Source organism: Acinetobacter lwoffii, from assembly GCF_019343495.1.
Classification (GTDB): Bacteria; Pseudomonadota; Gammaproteobacteria; order Pseudomonadales; family Moraxellaceae; genus Acinetobacter; species Acinetobacter lwoffii_P.
Genome location: NZ_CP072549.1, coordinates 3,010,179 through 3,028,136 on the forward strand (window position 1 = coordinate 3,010,179; position 17,958 = coordinate 3,028,136).

Annotated in this window: 18 protein-coding genes; 10 read left to right on the forward strand and 8 right to left on the reverse strand. The window is 44.1% G+C overall.

Annotation, left to right across the window (positions count from 1 at the left end; genetic code table 11):
* Positions 1 to 9: 9 nt before the first annotated feature.
* Positions 10 to 2,058, reverse strand: a complete 2,049-nt coding sequence (locus tag J7649_RS14120) for a site-specific recombinase (RefSeq protein WP_219308716.1) — start codon at positions 2,056 to 2,058, stop codon at positions 10 to 12.
* Between the two features lie 15 nt (positions 2,059 to 2,073).
* Positions 2,074 to 3,051: an All-trans-nonaprenyl-diphosphate synthase gene (gene sdsA, locus J7649_RS14125; RefSeq protein ID WP_005247782.1), complete on the reverse strand. Its 978-nt coding sequence runs from the start codon at positions 3,049 to 3,051 to the stop codon at positions 2,074 to 2,076.
* A gap of 445 nt (positions 3,052 to 3,496) precedes the next feature.
* Between sdsA and rplU the strand changes: the two genes are divergently transcribed.
* From rplU to J7649_RS14165, 8 genes are all read left to right on the forward strand, one after another.
* On the forward strand, positions 3,497 to 3,808 hold the full coding sequence (rplU, locus tag J7649_RS14130) for a 50S ribosomal protein L21 (RefSeq protein WP_004280640.1): 312 nt from the start codon (positions 3,497 to 3,499) through the stop codon (positions 3,806 to 3,808).
* A gap of 19 nt (positions 3,809 to 3,827) precedes the next feature.
* Entirely contained in the window at positions 3,828 to 4,082 is a 255-nt protein-coding gene (rpmA, locus tag J7649_RS14135; protein WP_004280639.1) for a 50S ribosomal protein L27, read from the forward strand.
* 247 nt (positions 4,083 to 4,329) lie between these two features.
* Complete coding sequence (lolA, locus tag J7649_RS14140; protein WP_004280638.1) at positions 4,330 to 5,025, forward strand: outer membrane lipoprotein periplasmic chaperone LolA; 696 nt, start codon at positions 4,330 to 4,332, stop codon at positions 5,023 to 5,025.
* Positions 5,026 to 5,194: 169 nt separating this feature from the next.
* Positions 5,195 to 5,944 (forward strand): RsiV family protein, encoded by a 750-nt coding sequence (locus J7649_RS14145; protein WP_219308717.1) that lies wholly within the window; start codon positions 5,195 to 5,197, stop codon positions 5,942 to 5,944.
* 112 nt (positions 5,945 to 6,056) lie between these two features.
* The gene (gene serS, locus J7649_RS14150) at positions 6,057 to 7,328 is read left to right on the forward strand and encodes a serine--tRNA ligase (protein ID WP_004731908.1); all 1,272 of its coding nucleotides are present in this window, start codon (positions 6,057 to 6,059) and stop codon (positions 7,326 to 7,328) included.
* A 73-nt stretch (positions 7,329 to 7,401) separates the two neighbouring features.
* Positions 7,402 to 8,784: a siroheme synthase CysG gene (cysG, locus tag J7649_RS14155; protein ID WP_005265897.1), complete on the forward strand. Its 1,383-nt coding sequence runs from the start codon at positions 7,402 to 7,404 to the stop codon at positions 8,782 to 8,784.
* 303 nt (positions 8,785 to 9,087) lie between these two features.
* Positions 9,088 to 9,564 carry a tRNA (cytidine(34)-2'-O)-methyltransferase gene (locus J7649_RS14160; RefSeq protein ID WP_005106302.1) on the forward strand — a complete coding sequence of 159 codons (477 nt, stop codon included), beginning with the start codon at positions 9,088 to 9,090 and terminating at the stop codon, positions 9,562 to 9,564.
* Positions 9,565 to 9,653: 89 nt separating this feature from the next.
* On the forward strand, positions 9,654 to 10,136 hold the full coding sequence (locus J7649_RS14165) for a hypothetical protein (protein ID WP_219308718.1): 483 nt from the start codon (positions 9,654 to 9,656) through the stop codon (positions 10,134 to 10,136).
* Between the two features lie 68 nt (positions 10,137 to 10,204).
* On the opposite strand, the gene J7649_RS14170 is transcribed toward J7649_RS14165, so the two are convergent.
* From J7649_RS14170 to rpoD, 6 genes are all read right to left on the reverse strand, one after another.
* Positions 10,205 to 11,596 (reverse strand): APC family permease, encoded by a 1,392-nt coding sequence (locus J7649_RS14170; RefSeq protein WP_004280630.1) that lies wholly within the window; start codon positions 11,594 to 11,596, stop codon positions 10,205 to 10,207.
* A gap of 267 nt (positions 11,597 to 11,863) precedes the next feature.
* Entirely contained in the window at positions 11,864 to 13,048 is a 1,185-nt protein-coding gene (locus J7649_RS14175; RefSeq protein ID WP_004280629.1) for an iron-containing alcohol dehydrogenase, read from the reverse strand.
* A gap of 1 nt (position 13,049) precedes the next feature.
* Positions 13,050 to 13,583 (reverse strand): hypothetical protein, encoded by a 534-nt coding sequence (locus J7649_RS14180; protein WP_086044563.1) that lies wholly within the window; start codon positions 13,581 to 13,583, stop codon positions 13,050 to 13,052.
* 74 nt (positions 13,584 to 13,657) lie between these two features.
* Positions 13,658 to 14,317 (reverse strand): lipoyl(octanoyl) transferase LipB, encoded by a 660-nt coding sequence (lipB, locus tag J7649_RS14185; protein ID WP_219308719.1) that lies wholly within the window; start codon positions 14,315 to 14,317, stop codon positions 13,658 to 13,660.
* 150 nt (positions 14,318 to 14,467) lie between these two features.
* Entirely contained in the window at positions 14,468 to 14,755 is a 288-nt protein-coding gene (locus J7649_RS14190; RefSeq protein ID WP_004280625.1) for a YbeD family protein, read from the reverse strand.
* A 113-nt stretch (positions 14,756 to 14,868) separates the two neighbouring features.
* Positions 14,869 to 16,755 carry an RNA polymerase sigma factor RpoD gene (gene rpoD / locus J7649_RS14195; protein WP_004280624.1) on the reverse strand — a complete coding sequence of 629 codons (1,887 nt, stop codon included), beginning with the start codon at positions 16,753 to 16,755 and terminating at the stop codon, positions 14,869 to 14,871.
* Between the two features lie 398 nt (positions 16,756 to 17,153).
* Between rpoD and J7649_RS14200 the strand changes: the two genes are divergently transcribed.
* Together J7649_RS14200 and J7649_RS14205 are read left to right on the forward strand one after the other, a co-directional pair.
* On the forward strand, positions 17,154 to 17,360 hold the full coding sequence (locus J7649_RS14200) for a PA3496 family putative envelope integrity protein (RefSeq protein ID WP_004280622.1): 207 nt from the start codon (positions 17,154 to 17,156) through the stop codon (positions 17,358 to 17,360).
* A 72-nt stretch (positions 17,361 to 17,432) separates the two neighbouring features.
* Positions 17,433 to 17,957 carry a YecA/YgfB family protein gene (locus J7649_RS14205; protein ID WP_004280621.1) on the forward strand — a complete coding sequence of 175 codons (525 nt, stop codon included), beginning with the start codon at positions 17,433 to 17,435 and terminating at the stop codon, positions 17,955 to 17,957.
* Position 17,958 lies beyond the last annotated feature (1 nt).

Consider the following 17,958-nt stretch of genomic DNA (forward strand, 5'->3'; position numbering starts at 1 on the left):
GTAATTATCTCAGTTTTGAGTTTTTGTCGATGTATGATTTTCGTCAATTTCAATGCTTTGCTTGGGTGGCCAGAAGAAATCACTAGGTCGGGTCAGGAAGTGCGTCATGACCAGTTTTGCCAAAGGTTTCCACTGTTCAAAACGCACCCGGCGTGCGCGTAAGGCTACAATAATCGTCAGAGTGAAACTGACAAACAAGTTGGTCAGGCCAATCAGTAACACACCCAGAAAAGACACCACGATCAAGCCGATATCAGGGCCATTGATGGTAATCAGGCCTTGAATAAAGTTGGCAGAGGCAAAAGCGATATGGCGAATATCCAGTGGCAGACCGAGAATAAAACCAATGGTGCCCATACTGCCGAGCATGATTCCGAAAATAAAATTACCCGCCAATGCACCCAAATTACGTTCGATATAGTCAGCAAAACGGTAAAGACGCTCTTGCCCCATCAGCTGCGATAACCGCACATGGGCTTTCAGGCGCGGACCGACTTTGCGATAAACGGCCATATTGTCAAAATAACCGGCCAATAATCCGGACAGGAACAGACATACCCCGGCAATCGCTGCATGCGGAATTGCCAACGAAGTAAAAGGATTCAGGTCATGCAGGGTTTTGGCCGCCTTGGCATGATTCATTAAAGGTTCATGCAGCGCAAAATCCCACAGCAGGGTAATCAATGCTGCTACGGGAATTGCAATCGAAATATTGCCCAAAATGGCGACAAACTGGGTGCGGATGATATTTACAATCAGCGCGGCCAGCTCGGCAATTTGAGCCATTTTCGAGCCTTTACGCTGCTGTACAGTAGCCGCCAGTGCGGCAGCAGTCATCGCCGGTTGTTTGGTCGCTACGGTAAAATGCAGGACATGAATCAGCATAAAGCCTAGCGAATAGTTCATGCTGTAGCTAAAAGCCTGCATTAACGGAGCCATGGTGAGGCGTGTCATCAGAACTTTTAAGGTGGCCATTGTCGCGATGATGGCACCAGCACCTGCAGCCGATTTATACATGGCCAGAAAGCCTTGCTTGTCGGTACTCACATAATGCTCACCGGTCTTGCTGGCATTTTCAGTGACCTGTAAAGCCAAAAGTTCACTATTGGTGGCCAGCAGGGCCCGCACACTGCGTTCGCTATAAATTGCTTCAGTAATGTCCGCCATAAATAGGCCAATGGATTGATAACGCAGATCATCGTCATCCATGACCATATTCAGCAGAATCTCAACCCGTTCCAGACACTGTTCTAGCAGTGCCAGCATATAGGTCAGGCTGACACTGACGCCAGTCCGCTTGGTAGAACGGCGAATCTTGGCCACGACATCATGACATTGTTCCAGCATCACCAGTGCTTGTGAGACATCCGGTGGGGTAATCGAATCGACTAGGGTGACTGTGTTGTAACGTTTTTTATATTCCTGAATAAACTCGTTAATCTCACGATTCTGTACCAGAAAAGGAGATTCATATTCCATCAGTTCAGGCTGGGCATTAATAAATTCAGGGTGCAGACCAATACCACTGATCCGGTAAGACAAAATGGTCAATGCCTTGATCAGTTGGTCTTTAATTCGGGTTTTTTCAGGCTGATTGGAATGTCCCTGATTCAGAACTGCAAATAAACGTTGCCAGTCGTCTTCATCAAAATAATCCAGCCAGTATTTGTCGGTACGCTGATAAAAAACCTTGCGAAATAATTCCTGGAGTTGCTGATGGTCAGGAATCAGCGGCAAGACATGTGCACCAAGGCGCTGGTTTAGCTGGTTCCAGAATCCATCCAGAGACAAAATGCCGGTATCGGAAAACAGACCGGTCTGTTTATAGCGGTTAATGATCCGCAGGGTAAAGGTTTGAAGCGTGGCAACCGCATTCGGGGTGAGTAATAAAGCCCGGATAAATGCATTGAATTTCGCTTCGATCTCTTCGGTATTTCTGCTGTCTTCAGGTCTGATTCTTTCAACCAGTTCAATCAGAAGATTTTCATCCAGCACCGCCCGAGGTTGTTCAAGCTGGTGTTGCATGTTTTGAAAAAGATCTAGAAAATTAATATGCATAGGCGAGTTTAAAAGTTACTGAATTCGGTGTAGGGCCAGTTTGGCCAGATTAATCAGGGCCTGACGATATTCGGAGTCAGGTAATGCCTGTAAGGCATCAATTGCAATTTCAGTTTCTTCTGTAGCACGTTGACGGCAATAATTCAGCGCACCAGATTCATTGACAATTTGAATGACCTGTTCCAGATGTTCCGTACCGCCAGTCGCAATACTGCGACGGATGATTTCATGTTGCTCACCGGTGGTGTTTTTCAGTGCCGCAATCAATGGCAGGGTCGGTTTACCTTCCATGAGATCATCACCAATATTTTTGCCGAGCGTGTCCGCATCGGAGGTGTAATCTAAAATGTCATCAATAATCTGGAAAGCATTGCCGAAATGTCCGGCAAAGGTTTTTAAAGGCTGACGGAATTCATCTTTATCCGACAAAATGGCAGCACCTTCGGTGGCCAGTTCAAACAGGCGCGAAGTTTTGCCATGAATAATATTCAAATAAGTCGCTTCAGTGGTTTCCGGCTGATGCTGGGATTGCAGTTGCAGCACTTCACCTTCAGCAATTTCACAGGTGCCGGTCGAAAAATCTTTGAGCAATACCATGTTGTTCAGATCGACCAGCAAATCAAAAGCACGTGAAATCAGAAAGTCGCCGACCAAAACCGCAGTCTGGTTATTCCAGGTGGCATTGGCTGTCGGGCGGCCGCGACGCAGACCGGATTCATCTACTACATCATCATGCACCAGTGTTGCGGTATGTAGCATTTCAATAATTGCAGCCAGTTTACGGTGTGGTTCTAAATTTTCAGCCCCACACGCCTTGGCGGCCAAAAGACACATAATCGGTCGCATACGTTTGCCACCCGCTTCCACCACGTGTTTGCTGACGGCCATCACTAATGCAACTTTTGAGGTAATTCCTTCATTAATGAATGTGTCCATCGCAGCAAAGTCGTTAGCAACAGGCGCGAGAATGTCTTGCTTAAAGTCGATGGTCATGTGAAAGAAAACCTCTAGTCTGGTAAATCGCTGGGCGTAGTTTAACAATTTATAACATGAGTGAAACCTAAGAAATGCATAAACTCCACTAAAAATCAGCTTTTTATAGATCTTATGTAGATTCGATCCATATTTCGAGCCATAAAAATCAGGAAAGGTCAGGGGCATCGCCCTATTCGTCAGGCTGAGTATATTAATCAAACCGGCCGGATTTCTGCTGTATTATTTTGTTGCTGAATATATCTTGAGTATTTGATTTGATAGAAATTATTTAATAGTTAAATAATTAGCGCATCCTGCTCATTATTATTTCAGTAAAATGGCTTGTTGTTTTTTTGAATATCCCTTAAAATCCTCGCCCTTAGATATCCCCCCAGTGGCGTACGTCTTAAGTTCGATATATTCCTTTATCGGCACGACGACACGGGCTTGTTTGGAGTACATTATGTACGCAGTAATCCAAAGCGGTGGTAAACAGCACCGTGTAGTTGAGGGTGAAACCCTTAAAGTAGAATTATTGAAAGCTGAAACTGGCGCGACTATTACGTTTGATGACGTATTGATGCTTGTTAACGGTGAAAGCATTCAAATCGGTGCTCCAGTTGTTGCTGGTGCTACTGTAACTGCTGAAGTAGTTAGCCATGGTCGTCACGACAAAATCCGCATCATCAAAATGCGTCGTCGTAAACACTACCGTAAACAACAAGGTCACCGTCAATGGTTCACTGAGTTGAAAATTACAGCTATTTCAGGCTAATTACGAGGAGTAAATAGACATGGCAACTAAAAAAGCCGGTGGTTCGACTAAGAACGGTCGTGATTCGAATCCTAAGATGTTAGGTGTTAAAGTTTACGGTGGTCAAACTGTAACTGCAGGTAACATCATCGTTCGTCAACGTGGTACTGAATTCCACGCTGGTCAAAACGTTGGTATGGGTCGTGACCATACATTATTTGCTACTGCTGATGGCGTAGTAAAATTCGAAGTGAAAGGTCAATTTGGCCGTCGCTACGTATCTGTTGACGCGTAATCCGCTGAGATAGAAAAAAAGCCCACAGTTATTGTGGGTTTTTTTATGCCTGAAAATTAATGTTCAGATTAAGCGACATTCCATAATGTAAAAATTGTCCTGAAATCTTCATGATGATGAACAAAAAAACCAGTTTCGAATTAATAACAATACAAAAGTTCTTATTTTCTATCATTTTAGCTTTTAATTTTCGTTTAAGATGAGCTATCAAATAAATTGCGATCAAGCAAAATATAAGGGTGAAATTATGAATATGCTTCGTAAAACCGTCTGTGCTATGGCTCTGGGTGCAGTGACTTTAGCACCGGTGATGAGTACAACCGTGTTTGCTGCACCTGTGGCAGCTTCGGAGCAACAGGCAACAGCCAGTCTGGTCAAACAGCTCAATCATGTGCGTAGCATGACAGCAAATTTCGAACAAAGTACCAAGGTAACCAATCCAAGAGCGACCCAGAAAAAAGGTTTGACCGCACAACATATGAATCAAACCTTTAAAGGGGTGATGAAAGTCGCGCGTCCGGGTAAATTCTATTGGGAAACGACCGCACCGTCGAAGCAAGTCATTGCAACCACGGGTAAAACCGTATGGATTTATGATCCGGACTTGCAGCAAGCCGTTCGTCAAAGCTTAGATGAACAGGTTGCCAATACGCCGGCGTTATTGCTGTCAGGAAACACCAGCCAGATTATGCAGTCTTACCGGGTGACTCAGCCAAATAAAGGCAAAACCTATTACACGCTGTATCCTAAAAATACCGATGGTGTGTTTGAAAGCCTGACCATTAGCTTTGGCGCGAACAAAGCACCAAGCTTGATGATCTTGCAGGATTCATTGGGACAAACCACCAATATCAAATTTAGCAATGTAAAAGTAAATAGCAGTATTCCAGCCTCTACCTTTAACTTTACTCCACCAAAAGGTACGGACATCATTGATCAATAAGCATCAATATGAACCAACTAAAAAAGCAACTTTTCGAGGTTGCTTTTTTATTGCCGATCATCAGGATTGTTTTGGACAGGCTACAAGGTTCAGCTATATCTAAACACGAGAGCATCTTAGAATAAATAAAAGTCGAGTCAATGAAATTGCAAAATTTTGGGAGCTCAAAATGAAGATTAATCTATTTAAAATTGCTGAAATTTACGCTGTTTTATTACTCACTGTGGGTGTGTTGGGTTGTCAGCCTCAATCCAGCTCAGTGGCAACGCTCGCGCAAACAGATCGGGTTGTGCAAATTGAAGCCAAAACCGTTCCAATTAAAGGGGCAGCCAAAGTGGTATGTGAAATAGAAGGTTGTGTGCGCTTCGATCTACAAACGGTGGACAGCAATATTGACTGGATTAATCAATATTTTATTGAGCGGATACAGCATACCGAACCTGTTGCATTCACCAAAATCACCCAGAAAAATCCGAAAAAAGCCAATGAGCCGCATTATCTGGATCAGCGCTTTATCAAGGTAGAATTTATTGGTCAGCACGCTTATCTGGCGACTTTTGCCTTAAAAAGTTCCAATCTGGCGAGGAGCAAAAATGCTTCTCTGAAACATGTGGAATATATCAATTTTGATCTAAAGCAGAGAAAACGTTTGGCCCTCTCCCAACTATTATTAAATGGCGGTGAGCAGAAACTGCTGAATGCAATGTATCAGGCCAATACTCAATGGCTGAATACGCAGGGCATTCAACCACAGCAGTTAAAATTGAGTGATAACTATTATTTTGATACAACAGGTCTGGTGATGGTGTATCCAGCAGGCGAATTAGCTCCCGCAGCAACAGGAATGCCTGAATTAAAAGTGTCCTATGTGGATTTAAAGGAAGTGATTCAGCCTGAATATTTAGCCATTTTGCAGTAAGAAGCTTCCTAAATATTGTGCTAATAGGACGCAGCCAGGGTCATGGTCACTGTATTTTTTGACGTTAAGAGCTTACACTATAGCCAGTTTTTTTCTTCTGCAAAGATTGATTATGATCGACCCGAAATTACTCAGAAATAATATTGAGGCTGTAAATGTAGCCTTGGCAAAACGTGGTGTTCAACTCAATGTTGAAGAGTGGGCATCCCTAGAAGCACGCCGTAAAGAGATTCAGTCCAAGACAGAAACACTGCAAGCTGAACGTAATGCCGGTGCCAAACAAGTCGGTCAAATTAAAAAAGCAGGTGGCGACGCATCTGAAATCATGACACGCATGTCTGCGATTGGTGATGAAATCAAAGCAGCTGAAGCAGCACTGGCTGAACTGCAAGCTGAGCTTGAAGAAAAATTATTATCTATTCCAAACTTGCCAGATGAAGCTGTGCCTGAAGGTAAAGACGAAAGCGATAATGTGGAAATCCTGAAATGGGGTACACCGCGTGAATTTGATTTCGAAATCAAAGACCATACGGATCTGGGCGAAATGATGGGCGGTCTTGAATTTGAAACCGCGACCAAATTAACTGGTTCACGCTTCAGTGTATTGAAAGGTCCATTGGCGCGTTTACAACGTGCCATTACCCAGTTCATGCTAAATACGCATACTGATCAAAATGGTTATACCGAAGCCTATGTGCCTTATCTGGTCAATGCAGATTCATTGCGTGGGACTGGTCAGCTGCCTAAATTTGAAGAAGATCTGTTTAAGCTGCAGGGCGAAAAAGAGTTTTATCTGATTCCAACTGCTGAAGTGCCAGTGACGAATTTCGTACGTGATGAAATTATTGATGCAGACCGTCTGCCACTGAAATATGCAGCGCACACGCCATGTTTCCGTAGCGAAGCAGGTTCTTATGGTCGTGATACCCGCGGTTTGATCCGTCAGCACCAATTCGACAAAGTCGAAATGGTTCAGATTGTAAAACCTGAAACTTCGATGCAAGTGCTTGAAGAATTGACTGGCCATGCTGAAGGCATTTTGCAAGCACTCGGACTTCCATATCGTAAAATTTTACTTTGTGGTGGTGACATGGGCTTTGGTGCGACCAAGACTTATGACTTGGAAGTCTGGGTACCAAGCCAAAATACCTACCGTGAAATTTCTTCATGCTCAAACATGGGGGATTTCCAGGCGCGTCGTATGAAAGCGCGTTACCGTGCTGATCAGAAGAAAACTGAATTTGTGCATACCTTGAATGGTTCAGGTCTGGCCGTGGGTCGTACTTTACTTGCAGTAATGGAAAACTATCAACGTGCCGATGGCTCCATTGAGATTCCTGAAGTATTACGTCCATATATGTGTGGTGCGACTTATATCGACTAATTGTCGATCTCAGCATCCCTAAATGTGCATGAAAATTGCATAGACAGTCAGATTTAAAATTTTGAGGTAGTTCGTGGATATTTTTCCAATCTCGTTAAAGTTGCAACAGCAAACTTGTCTGATTGTCGGTGGTGGACATATTGCATACCGTAAAGCACTTCTCCTACAAAAAGCAGGTGCGATCATTCATGTGATTGCGCCTGAAATTGAAGAGAGTCTGCTGCGAATTGTGCAAAATAGCCAAGGACACTATGTGCAGGCAGCTTTTCATCCTGAAGTTGCATTACGTCCATATCGACTGGTAATTGCGGCAACTGACGATGCAGAGACCAATCGTCAGGTCTTTGAACTGTGTGAAGCGGAAAATGTCCTGGTCAATAGCGTTGATGATCCGCCGCATTGCCGATTTATGGTGCCTGCGATTATTGACCGTTCGCCATTGGTCATTTCGGTCGCATCGAATGGTACGTCGCCCGTGTTATCACGGCAGATCCGTACTCAGTTAGAAGCCGCTATTCCGCATGGTATGGGCAAGCTGGCTGAATTTTCAGGAAAATGGCGCAGTACGGTTAAGGCTAAAATTGTCAATCCGGATGAACGCCGTATTTTCTGGGAAGATTTATATGCCGGTCCGCTAAAAGAACAGGTGTTCAACGACAATATCGCGGAAGCAGATCGCCTGATCGAGCAAGCATTACAAGAGTGGCAAAAGCCAAAAGGTGAAGTCTACTTGGTCGGTGCGGGTCCGGGTGATCCAGAATTGTTGACCTTAAAAGCCTTACGTTTGATGCAGCAAGCCGATGTGGTGATTTACGACCGACTGGTCTCAGCGCCAATTATGGAGCTGTGCCGCCGCGATGCGGAAAAGATCTATGTGGGTAAGGCGCGTTCCAATCATGCGGTTCCGCAAGATGGGATTAATGCTTTATTGGTCAAATATGCCAGTGAAGGAAAGCGGGTTTGCCGTCTGAAAGGTGGTGATCCATTTATATTCGGGCGTGGCGGCGAAGAGATTGAAGAGCTATTCGCTGCTGGGATTACTTTCCAGGTGGTTCCAGGGATTACCGCAGCTTCAGGATGTTCAGCCTATGCCGGTATTCCATTAACCCATCGTGATTATGCGCAAAGTGTGCGTTTCCTGACCGGTCACTTAAAAGAAGGTTCGCCAGAATTGCCTTGGAGTGAGTTGGTCTATGAAAACCAGACCTTAGTGCTTTATATGGGGTTGGTGGGACTGGAGAAAATCTGTGCAGAATTAATCGCTCATGGTCAGCGAGCCGACATGCCAGTGGCCTTGGTTTCTAAAGGTACGACGCCTGAACAGAAAGTTGTAGTAGGAACGCTTGCTGATATTGCATCCAAAGTGTCCGAACATCAGATTCAAGCCCCGACTTTGACCATTATTGGTGAAGTTGTACGCTTACGTGAACAATTGCAATGGCATGAGCGAGGATAAGCAAAGCACTGCTTTGTCCGAGCGCAAGACGAAGGCTGTGCCTGAAGTAAGAGGATAAGCAAAGCACTGCTTTGTCCGAGCGCAAGACGAAGGCTGTGCCTGAAGTAAGAGGATAAGCAAAGCACTGCTTTGCCCCGAGCGCAAGACGAAGGCTAGGCCTGAAGTAAGAAGATAAGCAAAGCACTGCTTTGCCCGAGCGCAAGGCGAAGGCTAGGCCTGAAGTAAGAGGATAAGCAAAGCACTGCTTTGCCCGAGCGCAAGGCGAATGTTGTGTCTGAATTAAATATATTGAGTGAGTAAGCTGTGATCCACGTTGTTTTATATGAGCCTGAAATTCCTGCAAATACAGGCAATATTATTCGTCTGTGTGCCAATACAGGAGCACAGTTACATCTGGTCAAGCCGCTGGGTTTTGAGTTGGATGACAAAAAGCTGAAACGTGCCGGTCTGGATTATCACGAATATGCCAATATGCAGATTTGGGAAAACATCGAAGACTGTCTGGCCGATTTGGCAAGCAAAGGCATTGGGCTGGATGCAATCTATCCATTGACCACCAAAGGTTCTGAAACACCGCATACTTCGGATTTAAACCGTCCTGTGGCCTTGTTAATGGGTCCGGAAACTCGTGGTCTGCCTGAACATGTTCGTATGATGTTTCCGCAAAAGCACTGGATTCGTTTACCGATGGCAGAAAACTCCCGAAGTTTGAACTTGTCGAATGCCACTGCAGTAATTGTCTACGAAGCTTGGCGTCAGCAAGGTTTTAAAACGCTTTAAGCTGAAATTTGTGATGATTCTAAAAGCTGCCTTTGGGTGGCTTTTTTATTTTGTGTAACGAATAGATAAACTGCTTTTCACTTCGTTGTATGCTTGAATTTATAACTTTATCAAATATAACAAAAGGTGCAGCCTTGAAGCCTCTATTAAAACTTATCATCGCATGTTGCCTTGGATCTATTGCGGCTTCCGTGAGTGCGGAAGAGGGCAGTGCCGCCACATCGGCAACAAAGGAAGTTCAGTCCATTACTCAGGCAGAAATACAGCAGGGTTTGCTCAACATGCAGAAACGCTTAGATACGCGTATTGAAAAATGGGGGAAGAGCTTGGATGCAGATGATTTTCAATGGACCTGGCGAGGGCGTAAATTAAAGCCTGCCAAGCGTGAGGAAGTCTGTGATATTTTTCAAGATGTCGTGGATGAAATGTATCAACTGGCCGTCAAGAATAAAGCCCGTTTAGGTCCGGAAGAGCAAAAGTTATTGTCTAATCGCAGTCTGTTTATTGAGAAACTGGGTTATGAAATTAATCGGGTCAATACCCAGATGGGTTTTGATTGCTATCTGCATTAGTAAAATCAAAACATGACAGACATAAAAAAGGCGCATGAAGCGCCTTTTTTATTTGAAGCAAAACGATATTATTTATCGTCAAATTCATTGTGCTGAGGAGCAGGGTGCTTGAAGCCTTTGGTTTTATAACCTAAGTACAAGATACCGCCAAATGCCCAGATCAGACCATATTTAAGCGAAGCTTCATCGACTTCTAGCCACAGAGCAAAGACTGAAATGAAGCCAAGTAAAGGAACCACGACAAAGTTCATGATCTCTTTAGCACTCTTGGTACGACCATCACGTAATGCATAACGTGAAATCACCGACAAGTTGACGAAACTGAATGCAGTTAAGGCACCAAAGCTGATCAACGACACCACAAAATCAAGATCCATAAAGCCAGCAGTTAAAGCCACTGCACCAGCGATTAAGATGTTGTATGAAGGTGTATAGTTTTTCGGGCTAATATGACCGAAGATCTTCTTGTTGATTACGCCATCACGACCCATTACATACATCAGACGTGATACACCCGCATGTGCTGAAATACCAGAAGCCATAACTGTCACAATCGCGAAGTAAAGTACGACTGTTTTAAACGCCACGCCACCGACAGCTTGTAAAATATCCGGCTGTGTTGCAGCGATATCTTCAAAGTAAGTTTTTGGATCATTCGGGAAGAAGATCTGCATGAAGTAAGTACTGATGATAAAGATGATACCTGCCAATAATGCAGTCAAGAAAATCGCTTTAGGTAAGGTTTTTTCGGTATCTTTAGTTTCTTCAGCAAGAGAACTTAAGGAGTCAAAACCTGTGAATGAGAAGCACAGTAAGGTTGCACCGGTAATCAGGGCAGCAACAGAAGTAAACTCATTCCAGAATGGCTCTAAACTCCACAATTGGTACTTTGCATCGACCAGTGTGCCGTCTGCATTTACGCCACCTTCCAGAAGTTGGTAAACCATCCAGGTGAAGTATGCAATGACGCCCAATTGTACGAATACAATCATACTGTTGAAGTTGGCAACAAATCTCGCACCACGAAGGTTAATCGCGGTCATAAAGGCGGTTAAACCAATGACCCAAACCCAATGGTTCATGTCTGGGAAAAGTGCTTCCAGATAAATCACCGCCAGAATGATATTGACCATTGGCGATAACAGGTAATCCAGTAAGGATGACCAACCCACCATGAAACCTACGTTCGGGTGGATGGATTTTTGCGCATAGGTATAGGCCGAACCCGAAGAAGGGTAGCGACGAATCATATGACCATAGCTCAAGGAGGTTAACAAAATTGCAATCAGTGCAAAAATGTAAGAGGTAGGAACGTGGAAGTTACTTTCTTCAGATACCAGACCAAATGTATCAAACAAGGTCATGGGTTGAATATAAGCTAAACCAATAATAATGATGTGCCAGAGTCCCAGCGTTTTTTGCAGTTTAGCTGCCGATTGAGTCCCAGAGATATTAGTCAACGGCGTTATCCTCTTAATCGTTGATCAAGGATCAGTCATATTTATAAGGATCGTTTGAGACGAACGATCCCCCCTACAGTTTTCTATAAAAGTCCGCCAATCTACTTGAAAAGAACGGCTTTTGCTAGCTATTTTTTTGACTTTTGTCCTGCATAAAATGTGCCATTCAAAAAAAGAAATCGAATTTTTTCTTATGCAAGATAAAAGCCTGATGTTTAAAAAAACATCAGGCTAGAATTTCGGCTATATTGGCTTATTTTTCAGTAATTACCAAGCCTTTTTTAAGATAGATTTTAAATCTTCCAGGGTGGCTTCTTTCGGGTTATAAATGATGGAACCATCATTCAGGGCTTTCTCTGCCACTTCATCGAGCTGGGCTTCAGAAATCTTACCGGTTTCACGTAATGTGCGCGGTAATTTGGTGAGACTGTAAATCCGGTCACGCATGGTTAGAATCGTTGCAATAGTTTTGTCAGCACGTAGATGCGCCGGCGTTTGTGCATAAATATCGGCACCCGCCAAAGGCAGGAGCAGATCTGCGATTTTATCGCCATTGACCTCTTTGTTGTATTCCAGCACATAAGGCAGGAATAAGTTCATGCATAAACCATGCGGCAGGTGTACCACTGCACCCAATGAGTGCCCCAGTGAATGCACAATGCCGACCATCGAGTTGGAAAATGCAATTCCCGCCATGGTCGATGCCTGTGCCAGCTCCAGACGGCCTTGTGCATCGGAAGGGTTATCCAGCACATTAAATAGATGGGTACTGATCTTTTTGACTGCGGCAGTCGCATAAGCATCCGAAATTGGATTGGCTGCCATGCAGGTATAAGCTTCAACCGCATGGGTCATAGCATCCATCGCGGTCATGGCGGTTAAATGCGGCGGCAAGGTCTGGGTCATGCGGGGATCCAGAATCGCAGCATGCGGCATCAGGTAATAAGAGGCGAACGGCATTTTGACGTTCTTTTCAGTGTCCGACACGACAGCGACCATGGTTACTTCTGAACCTGTACCAGACGTGGTTGGAATCACAAAGAACGGTTTCAGCGGTTTAGGCAGGTTATGTGCACCCGAATATTTCAGCAGGTCATCACCGCCTTCAGAGACCAGAATATTGGTTGCCTTAGAGGTATCTATGACTGAACCACCGCCCACGGCAATGATCGCATCACAATGATTTTCGCGATACAGTTTTGCTGCACTGCGTACTGTACCCAAGCTAGAGTCGGGTGGGACGTCATCAAAAATCGCTACAATTGCAGCATCCGCCATTTCAAATGCGGCTTCAATCGGTGCCAGCAGATTGTTGGCGCGTACACCTTTGTCGGTAATGATCAGCGGACGTTTGGCCCCCAAAGTCGCAAGTTCAAACGGAATATGTTCTAACGCGGCATGACCGGCAATCACTTTGACCGGACAGAAAAATTCATAATAAGGTTTAGCCATGTTATACACTCCGTTTCAAATAGGATTGAGCGATTTTCAGATAAATGCTGCTCGCTTCGCTTAGTTTTTCTTTTAGGCTCAGATTGCTTGGATATTCTTTCACTGCCAGTTGTGCCACCATTTTCGGCAAAATCAGTGCTTCCATTTTATTCAGGCAGCGTACCAGACGAATGGCATTAGAAATATCGCCATCAGCAATCATGCGGTCATTGGCAAAAGCCTGTGAGGTACTTTCCTGAAAAGAAAATACCAAAAAGGCATGATGCAGATGTTTAAAGGTAATGGTCAGATCGGGCGCTTTTTCCAGATTTTTGACCAGTTCCAGTTGTTTGTCCTCAGTGACCCGCGCCACAAAGGCCGGGCCATGCGGAAAGACTTTCATGGAAAGAGTAAAATTTTCTGGAAAATGGGCCACTTCCTGTTTGATTTCTTTATCCACCTGACTTGCCATGACCAGACCTCGGCCAATCACATCCATCATGAGTTTGACATAGGCAAGCTGCAAAGCGGGTTTTACGGATTTAGTCGCAATCACGTGATGATCCCTATCTCAATATTATTAGTTTAGAGTAAATACTCTAATTTATTTGGGGCTGAAATGCAAAGGCTTTATCTTTGCTCGACAGTTACTTGCTTAAAGTACCCGCTGTGACGCAAAGTTTCAATAATTTCAGTGCACAACTGGCTGAATTGGGGTGGGTGTTCGAGCAGGTCACTCATGCGTACCATTTCCAGTCCTGCATAGCCACAAGGGTTAATGGTATTAAATCCGCTCAAGTCACAATCCAGATTTAAGGACAGACCATGATAGCTACGACCTTTGCGAATTTTAAAACCGAGTGAACCGATTTTGCGCTCAGCAACATAAACCCCTGGTGCATCCGGTTTGGCATAGGCATCAATGCCATATTTTTTCAGCAATTCGATCATCAGGTTTTCAGCATAAGACACCAAGGTGCGCACATTCCAGCCCAGACGATTCAGGTCAAACATAAAGTAAGCCACCAATTGACCGGGACCATGCCAGGTCACCTGACCGCCACGATCAGTCTGAATCACCGGAATGTTGCTTGGTATTAAAATATGTTCCGGTTTCCCTGCCTGACCTTGAGTCAGTACATCCTGATGTTGCAAAATCCACAATTGATCCGGGCTATGTTCATCACGGGTTTCCGTAAATGTTTTCATTTCCAGAAAACGATCTTCATAAGGTGTGAGGTCGTGATATTGACGAATGATCAGCTCGGGCTTTTGCAGCACATCAGTCACAGGGAGTGTCCTTAGTAATTATAAAAACTGATCATAATTATAATGGCTTCGGCATGAAATAGGGGCGAGATCTGCAATATTTAAGCGCTAGCTCAGTCATTGTACAGGCATAAAAAAACACGCCCGGAAGCGTGTCTTTTGTATTTTCGATTACAATGCAGTTTTAATCAGCGGGCAGGCGGCCAAATCTGCATACACTGCATGCACCTGTTCCAGCTCCAGAAAGCGCAGTTGTGCGGTAATGGAGTGATATTTGCCAGTACGTGATGGTGTAATACTTACGCTATCACCTTCAAAATCTGGAAAATGTTTTAGAAAAATGTCGATGACAGCGTGACGCAATTCATCGCCCGCAAGGCCAATCAGTTTAATCGGATAATCCATAGGGAAAACCCAAAGATGTTCTTGAAGTTCACGAGATGGTGTACGGTCTAACATGGTAGTCCCCCTAATTTTAAACGCCTGCAATCATGCAGGCGTTTGGGTCTGTCTTGGCTACTTAAATGGAGACTGATGATCAAATTTCAAGTCTCCACATCAAGTATCAAATCTTAATCATTCTCAAGGAATGAACGTAAGTGTTCTGAACGCGATGGATGGCGAAGTTTACGCAGTGCTTTGGCTTCAATCTGACGAATACGTTCACGTGTTACGTCAAACTGTTTGCCCACCTCTTCCAAAGTATGGTCGGTCGGCATATCGATACCAAAACGCATTTTTAGGACTTTGGCTTCACGTTCAGTCAGGTTTTCCAGAACTTCACGTGTCGCTTCTTTCAGGCCTTCAGACGTTGCCGCATCAATTGGTGAAGTGATGTTGCTGTCTTCAATGAAGTCACCCAGATGTGAATCTTCATCATCACCGATCGGTGTTTCCATCGAAATTGGTTCTTTGGCGATTTTCAGTACTTTACGTACTTTAACTTCGTCCATTTCCAGACGTTCGCCCAGTTCTTCAGGAGTCGGTTCACGACCCATTTCCTGTAGAAGCTGACGAGATACACGGTTGATCTTGTTGATCGTTTCAATCATGTGTACCGGAATACGAATGGTACGTGCCTGATCCGCGATCGAACGGGTAATCGCCTGACGAATCCACCAGGTCGCATAAGTCGAGAATTTATAACCACGACGGTATTCAAACTTGTCTACGGCTTTCATCAGACCGATGTTACCTTCCTGAATCAGATCCAGGAATTGCAAGCCACGGTTGGTATATTTCTTCGCAATCGAAATTACCAGACGCAAGTTCGCTTCAACCATTTCTTTCTTGGCACGACGTGCTTTGGCTTCACCGACGGCCATACGTTTGGCAATGTCTTTAATGCCTTTTACATCAAGGCCAAGCTCTTTCTCGATATCGGCAATTTTTTGCTGGAAGGCCAATACGTCTGGACGTACTTTTTCCAGATAAGCTTTCTGGTCTGCAGGTGTTTTTGCGATCTGCTCATCTAACCAGGCTGGATTCGATTCTTGGCCCGGGAAGCTGGTACGGAACTGGGTGCGATCCATACGGCCACGACGTACTGCATAACGCATCACTTCACGTTCTGCACCACGAATTTGATCATGGGTACCACGAATCATTTCAGAAATGATATCGAATAGACGCGGGGTAAATTTGAACATCATGAATACAGTTGCAAGTGCCTGCAAAGCTTCTTCAGCCTGTTTGCTGTCACGACCATGTTTTTCAATGGTTGCTTTGGTATTCAGCCACGCATTTTCCAGTTCAGTGAAACGCGCTTTGGCAATTTCAGGATCTGGACCAGAATCTGCTTCTGATTCATCATCAGAGTCTGCTTCTTCTTCCTCTTCATCATCGTCCAGTTTTACGTCTTTGGTCGATTTTTTCGAGTCAGTTTCATCTTCAGCAAGAACCGCTTCTTCTTCTAGAACTTCAGGAATTTCTTCATCTGATTCAGGATCTAAATAACCTGATAAAAGGTCAGCAAGACGGCGTTCACCCGCTTCATAATCTTTGTATTCTTGCAGTACCACTTCTACCGCATTCGGCCAGTAAGCAATCGAGTGCAAAACATCACGAATACCTTCTTCGATGCGTTTTGCGATGCTGATTTCGCCTTCACGAGTCAGAAGTTCTACTGTACCCATCTCACGCATATACATACGTACAGGGTCAGTGGTACGACCTGGCTCGTTTTCTACCGAGGCAAGTACGGCTGCAGCTTCTTCTTCTGCAACTTCATCCGCCGCTTCTGCAGTATCTTCGAACATCGTATCATCAGATTCAGGCGCGCGATCATGTACCGGAATACCGACATCATTCAGCATCTGAATGATGTCTTCAATCTGCTCGCTTTCTGTGATGGAGTCCGGCAGATGATCGTTAACCTCAGCGAAGGTTAAATAACCTTGTTCTTTGCCTCGGCTAATCAGAGCCGCTACTTGAGAAGTAGGGGAAGTCATATCGCTCATCTTTTGCTTACTCTTCGTTGAATCTGTGGCAGTAAAAAACCGTACAATGCTGCACGATTTAAGCTCGTTAAATTTAGTGAATAGCCTACATATTTCATCAGGGAATTCAGCATGAAAGCTGTCTGATAAAATATTTAAAATGAAATTCAGTAATTTAAGATGGGGGTGAATTTGTTGTTTTCAAGTTCATCCCATGCGTGTCTGTTTATGACTCAAAAAGGAGAATCAAAAAACATAAGGACGCAGGGTGGATTATATCATGGCACACAATTGAGACAGAAAAAACCCCTAATTACAAATTAAAAATACGAAAATCCAAATAAAACTTGACTTGTTATTTTAGGCACGATAAATAGCGCTTAAATCCTTTTACATTTTTCACTCATGAGGAAGTTTTAGTGTCTTCTACAGATTTTGAACTAGATGATAACTTCGGTGAAGATGATGTTAATTTCGATGAGGCTTCTAGCAAGCTCAGTGCTAAAGAGTCGTTGGAAAAACGTCGTCTGATCGATGATCTACTGACCCAACGTCGTTTAGAGCGCGAACTCAAAGATTTTGACTATGACTTCGACGATGACGACGATTTTGATGACGAAGATTAACGAATTCGGATTTAGCATAGTCTGGAATAAATGCTATGCTAAACCTTTCGGTTTTCTAAGTTTGGATGTTAGATGAGTGCTTTAGATTTAGACCTGTTGAGTGAATATCTAGATGGTGACCAAAATGAACATGGTCTAGATTTCGCGGCAACCCATGGTTTCTTATGTGCTATTGCAGTAGGCCCAAAATTCGACAAATGGTTAGACGAACTTTTTGATAGTAATCAAAAGAAAGTGCCTGCAGAAATCATCACTCAGGTGCAAGCATGGTTAGAGTCTATTCGTCAAAGCTTAGCCAATGAAGAAGGGATTACGTTCCCGTTTGAAATTGAAGAAGCAGACACTGAATCAAGCCTGGGTGACTGGAGTGTGGGCTTTGTAGATGCCATGTTCCTGAACGAAGACGCTTGGTTTACTGAAGAATTTGAAGAGCAACTGGTGGATTTAACTCTGCCAATCATGGTCTTTAGTGGCATTGATGATGAAGATCCACAAATGGAAACTTTCCGTCGCAATGGTCAGTTAATGGATGAACTTGCAGAAGAAATTCCAGAAAACTTAAATGAATTGTATCTGATGTATCACACTCCAGAATAAT